Annotated in this window: 4 protein-coding genes; 2 read left to right on the top strand and 2 right to left on the bottom strand. The window is 38.7% G+C overall.

The genetic code is table 11. The annotated features are described in order from the left end of the window. Positions 1-206 precede the first annotated feature (206 nt). Complete coding sequence (locus tag HMPREF0519_RS11585) at positions 207-818, top strand: NADPH-dependent FMN reductase (RefSeq protein WP_003636482.1); 612 nt, start codon at positions 207-209, stop codon at positions 816-818. Between the two features lie 15 nt (positions 819-833). Then, positions 834-2,117, top strand: a complete 1,284-nt coding sequence (locus HMPREF0519_RS11590; protein ID WP_003636484.1) for an NAD(P)H-dependent oxidoreductase — start codon at positions 834-836, stop codon at positions 2,115-2,117. Between the two features lie 162 nt (positions 2,118-2,279). Here HMPREF0519_RS11590 and HMPREF0519_RS11595 read toward each other — a convergent pair whose 3' ends face one another. Beyond that, positions 2,280-3,257 (bottom strand): polyprenyl synthetase family protein, encoded by a 978-nt coding sequence (locus HMPREF0519_RS11595; protein WP_003636486.1) that lies wholly within the window; start codon positions 3,255-3,257, stop codon positions 2,280-2,282. Positions 3,258-3,467: 210 nt separating this feature from the next. Next, a complete protein-coding gene (helD, locus tag HMPREF0519_RS11600; protein ID WP_003636487.1) occupies positions 3,468-5,786 on the bottom strand; it encodes an RNA polymerase recycling motor HelD in 2,319 nt (772 codons plus the stop codon). Positions 5,787-6,000 lie beyond the last annotated feature (214 nt).

Raw genomic sequence — 6,000 nt, forward strand, 5'->3', positions numbered from 1 at the left:
AATAATTAGTGATATTTATTTCAAAATGATATATAATAAATTTATATTTTAATATTCTATATAAGAATTTATTACAATAATCATCAAGACGTTTGTTACATAATATGCAGTTTGTGATGTTAATTGCGTTATGATGGAGATATAACAGAATGTGCCTGCAGACAAGCGTCACTAGATAAACAGAATTTGTGAAGGGATGACTTTTAATGAGAAAATTTATTGGATTAGTTGGTACGAACACCACCCAATCAACCAACCGTCAATTGTTACAATTTATGAAACGTCATTTTGTAAAACAAGCAGAACTTGAGTTGATTGAAGTTTCCGGCCTGCCTATGTTTAATAAGCCACAAGATATGAAAGTACCTGAACGGGCAACTGAAATTGCAAAAAAAATCGATGCCAGTGACGGTGTCATTATTAGTACACCGGAGTACGATCATGCAGTACCTGCTGTGTTGATGAATGCGTTAGAATGGCTTTCTTATGGTATTCATCCCTTATTAGATAAGCCGGTCATGATCATCGGTGCATCATTTGGATCACTTGGGACTTCCAGAGCGCAAGCCCATTTGCGTCAAATGTTGGATTCACCAGAAATTAGTGCCAGAGTGATGCCAAGTTCGGAATATTTAGTTGGTCATGTGTTGGAAGCGTTTGATGACAAAGGTGATTTAACTGATAAAGACAAAGTTGAACAGTTAGACGCACTATTTGCGGACTTTCAACAATTTGTTGAAATTTCAAAGGAACTTTGGCATACGGTTAAGGTTGACAAAAAAGAAGTTCAAAAACTTGGTAAAGAAGATTTTAATTAAAAGGAGTGCTCACTTATGAAACTAGTTGGAATTGCTGGTACTGTTGAAGATAAATCGTACAATAAAATATTGCTTCAATTCATTGCCAATCACTTTAGCAACCTTGCTGATATCGAAATTTTAAGCATTGATGATATTCCTATGTTTGATCAAGACAATGATCAAACTGAAAGCGGTGCGATTCAATATTTAAATCGAAAAATTTCGGGTGCCGATGGGGTGATTATTGCCACTCCAGAACATAATCACACGATTACTGCGGCACTTAAAAGTGTGATTGAATGGCTATCTTTCAAGGTTCATCCGTTTTCTAACAAGCCGGTTATGATTGTTGGTGCCTCGTACTATGAGCAGGGATCTTCAAGGGCACAACTAAATCTTCGTCAAATTTTAGAGGCTCCAGGTGTCAACGCAATTGTTTTTCCTGGAAATGAATTTCTTTTGGCAAATGTAAAAGAAGCTTTTGATGATAATGGTCGCCTCAAGGATGAAAAAACAACCGCATTTTTGCAGACAACATTACAAAAATTTCTTCGATTTGTTAAGGTGATTAACACGATGAATCAAACCGCTGGAGGGCATGATGATGCTGCCGGTAGCGAAGACTTGAATTCAAAAGGGAAAATTTCGACAACCATCGAAGGTGTCGATATGACAGCTGATGATTGGGGAGAAAAGGCGGCAGAGAAGGTTAATGCGGTTGAAGGAAATACCTATGTTAAATTGGACCGCGGCATTTTAACGGTTGATCAACTTAATTATTTCTTGAATTCAATGCCTATTGAATTAACATATGCGGATAGTAATAATCAATTTATTTACTACAATAAAATGTCGTCTACTAAAAAAATGTTGGCACCAAGACGTCCCGGTCAGGTAGGAGATCCACTGTCACTTGTCCATCCAAAGAGAGCCATTCAGGGTGTTAAGAGTGTTATTCATGCATTACGTACAGGAAAGACCGATATGGTCAAAATGCCGGTTCCTGGCAACGGCCCGGATAAATACATTATGCATTTTTACAAAGCTATGCATGATGAAAAGGGCGAGTACGTTGGTATCAACGAATTTGTTCTGGATATTATGCCAATTATCAAGTGGTATTTAAACAAAACAGGGCAAAAGCTTGCTGCTGATCCGAATGCTGAAGTGGATGCCAACACGGGTGCATCGTCTAAAGATGATGAGGCCGATAACAGTGCTACGGATGCTGATACAAGCGCATCTACTCACGATGAGCCGGAAGCGGAAGCGTCTAATGGTGATACTGATGCAACGACCGGTGCTTCAGAGAGTTAACGTAATTAATAATCAATCGTTAGTGGCGGTTAATTGACAACCATTAACTGTGGCAATTGAAAAAGAAACAATATCAAGACTCCAGTAGTCCGGATATTGTTTCTTTCTTTTGTCACTAGGTTAATAGGTCATCGAAAATAAAGGACCTTTGTCAAGGGGGGCTCATTGCTCTCTTTGCAGCAGCAAGTTAGTTAAACGACGTAATTCTTTTTTTGAATTTTGCTCAGGAAGCCTATTGATTAGCGCCAATGTTTTTTGTGTGAGCTGATTTGCAATTTCATGTGCCTGTTTTAAACCACCGGATTTGATAACGATCTCCTGGATTTTTTTGATGTCGGCTTCCTTCAAATCCTGTTTTTTACCTAACAAGGGGGCCAACTGTGTCCCAGCAGTTTGATTTGCCAAGATAAGTGGAAGCGTGTATACCCCGGATTGAAGGTCTTCGAGAACCGGCTTTTTAGTTTGACTCGAATCACCGCCATAATCCAAAATATCATCTTGAATTTGATAAGCCTGACCAATTGCCAACCCAATTTCGCCACCAAGTGTCACGATATCACGAGGAGCGTGGGTTAAAATTGCCGACTGTTCAAAGCTTAGCTTGAATAACTCGGCAGTTTTACCGGTGATTTCGTGGAAATAATCTTTTTGAGACATATCTTGCCGGTAGTTAAAGGCCATTTGATCCAGTTCGCCATTTAATATGGTTTGCATGGCCTCAATATGACGTTGGAGATCGGTTGCATCATGTGTGGATTTTAAGACCTGATCAAAATAACAGGTAAATAAATAATCGCCAGCATAAATGGCATTTTTTTGACCATATTGCGTATGAATGGTCTGAACGCCTCGGCGAAGTGGTGATTGGTCAATGACGTCATCGTGAATAAGTGTGGCAACGTGTAATAATTCGATTGCAGCCGCACCTGCGCGGAGTTTGTCAGCTGGGATATTTTCGCCAAATTCAGAATATATGTAGAAAAAACCGGGTCGTAGAAGTTTACCGCCGGATTTTAATAAGGCTAAAATTCTTGAATGAACTGGTTGGTTTGATAAAGTGACCGCCTTTAAAAGATACGGTTCGAGTTGAATTAATTTTAGTTGAATACGTGGAAACTGATGCCAAATTCGATGAACCATAGGTTATAACCTCAAGTCTTAAGAAAATTTTAATTACCTTTCTAAGATACAAATTACTAAGTCACTTGTCAATCAAAGTTATGCAATCGCCAAATGACCAAAGAAAAAAGCCTTGGCCGCTACATGATTAAATGGCGGCGCAAGGCTTAAGTGGTGACTACTTGTTTAAAACCAATTATCTTATTCTTATGATCAATGTTGGAAAGAAAGTTATACTTTTTTATTTTTAATCGTGTGTTCAATTTTAATTTGACTGTTAGTGAGAGAGTCATCAGTAATTAAAGGCGTCACATCTCCAATACTGATTAGTGTTAAATGATGCATCGCTCTGGTAATGATCGTGTAGAGTGTCCCCAACAATGATTTCTCGGGATAGTTGATTTCAGAAGTGTCCCATGCAATCACTGAATCAAACTCCAGTCCTTTTGCAAGATATATTGGTAGTACCAAGACACCTTTTGGTAAGGTTCGGTCGGCATCTTTAAGCAGTGTTGCGCCTGTTTCGCTGTGGATCAAACCATAAACCGCCTTGGCCTCTGCCATGTTTTTGGTTAAAACTGCAACTGTGGCATATTTTTGTCGTTGATCTGCAATGACTTTGAGCACTTGATTGGTTGCGTCGTTTGTATTGGGAGATACAATCAATTCGGGAATGTCACCATCCCGATTAAATGCCTCGATAGCATCGCCATTAGGCAAAATTGATTTTGCAAATGTTGTAATTGGATAGGTTGACCGATAAGAACGCATTAAACTGATGAGTCTGGAGTGGCGAACGTGAAAGGCGTTATTTAGTTTGTTCAAAATTTCTTCTGGTTCTTCAACATCTTTGAAAAGTGCTTGTTCACTATCTCCAAGCAGGTTCCATTTAGTTTTCGGGAAGGCATATTTTAAATATTTTAGTTGAGCTACCGAGTAATCCTGCATCTCGTCAACAAATAAATATTTCATTGTGTTATTTTGACCACTTTGACAAATGTAGTCTCTCATATAAAGGAGTGGCGCACAATCATCGAGTTTAATTGAGTGGAATTCGATTTCCTGATTAAAATCGGAAATAGATTGTTTCCATTGAACCGGATTGACGGTTGCAGGTAAATCAACACGCTGTAAAAAGGCCGTGTACTGGACGTACGGATCTAAAAAGTTGTTATTAAAAATGGCATCGTAAACAACCTGTAAGCGGGCGGTAACAATTTTTTTGGCAATGAAGAAACGCTCGTCATCTTCGTTTTGAAAATCACGAAGGCGCTTGGTACCGAGCAGATCATGGTATTTTTCTTCGCTGAGCTGGTCAATTTCTTCATTGACCCAATCGGCCTTGGTTTCAGTGACGATCCGATGCTTTAGCCGCTTAATTAAAGCATTCTTGGTTTTGAGAAAACGATCGGGAACTTTCATTGCACTTGGAAATGATGAGAAGAGTTGTTCAATTTCATGTTTGCTAAAGAAAATCGATTCATTGAAGATGATGTCACTAAACTTAATGTCAGTTGGCTTTAGTGAATTGCAGTAGTGTTCCACGTCATCCATAAAATCTGCCGATTCCTTAAACGCACGAATGGCCTTTTGCTGGGATGTCAGTTGACCATCTATTTCATATCGATCAAATAAACTTTGAACATTTAACCCTTTAAGACGGTTATCGATGAATTCATCGAATGTAACCTGTCTCATATTTCGCTCGCCAAGACTTGGAAGCACCTCGGAAATGTAATGACTAAAAAGCTTATTTGGAGAGAAAAGAATAATTTGATCGGCTTCCAGCGTGTCACGACTATGATAAAGTAAAAATGCGATTCGCTGTAAAATGGCCGATGTTTTACCAGAGCCTGCCACCCCCTGGACAACAAGCAGGTTGCTCTTTGTATCGCGGATAATGTCATTTTGTTCATGTTGAATTGTTGCAACGATATTTTGCATATAATCGTCGTTCTGGGCACCTAAAGCAGTTTGCAGCATTTCATCGCCAACTGTTTCGTTGGTATCGAACATATTTCGGATCTGACCATCGACAATTTGGAATTGGCGTTTCTTCATTAAATTAGTTTGTTGTTTGCCCATTGGGGTTTCGTAAGCTACTTTTCCAAGTGTGCCATTATAGTAAACACTTGAAATTGGAGCCCGCCAATCATAAACCAAAAAGTCACCATCATCGTTTTCAAATGATGCAATTCCGATGTATAGCTTTTCATCCTCAGATTGATCATCATCCTTGATATCGATTCTGCCAAAATAAGGCGATTGTTGAAGATCTTTCATGGTTGAAAGATGATGTTTTAAAATACTTTCGTTCTCTGTTAATCTGGAAACCAAACCACGCTGCTGTTGTAGTTCAGCACTGGTTTCGATTCGATCATCGACTTCAAAATAGTTGACTGAGGTGTTGTCTGAATAAGTTTGTTGGACCTTTTTGGTTTCTGTGTGGGCACGATTATACTCATTTTCCGTGCTGGTCATTTTAGTGCCGATTTTTGAAACGACCCAGTCAACCCGTTGCTGTTCTTTTTTCTGTTCTTTGTTTTCCAAAAGGGTTCCTCCAGTCTGTCCGCTATTTCATGTCATTGATTAAAGTATTGTGCATTAAAAATTAATGGTACTTTTCGTGAATTCTTAGAAGAAATCAGGATCACTGATTTTGGTGTCCAAACATATTTGAGATCACTTTAAAAATTGGATTGAATCGATCAGTATAAGCTGATTCAAATCTGATTAATTTCTAAAACTTCCTGCACATTTATAT

The sequence above is a fragment of the Lentilactobacillus hilgardii DSM 20176 = ATCC 8290 genome, from assembly GCF_000159315.1.
GTDB classification, from domain to species: domain Bacteria; phylum Bacillota; class Bacilli; order Lactobacillales; family Lactobacillaceae; genus Lentilactobacillus; species Lentilactobacillus hilgardii.

Bases quoted from the DNA above. Each gene is read 5' to 3' on its own strand.
- HMPREF0519_RS11585 (WP_003636482.1), top strand. From the start codon at position 207: ATGAGAAAATTTATTGGATTAGTTGGTACGAACACCACCCAATCAACC.
- HMPREF0519_RS11590 (WP_003636484.1), top strand. From the start codon at position 834: ATGAAACTAGTTGGAATTGCTGGTACTGTTGAAGATAAATCGTACAAT.
- HMPREF0519_RS11595 (WP_003636486.1), bottom strand. From the start codon at position 3,257: ATGGTTCATCGAATTTGGCATCAGTTTCCACGTATTCAACTAAAATTA.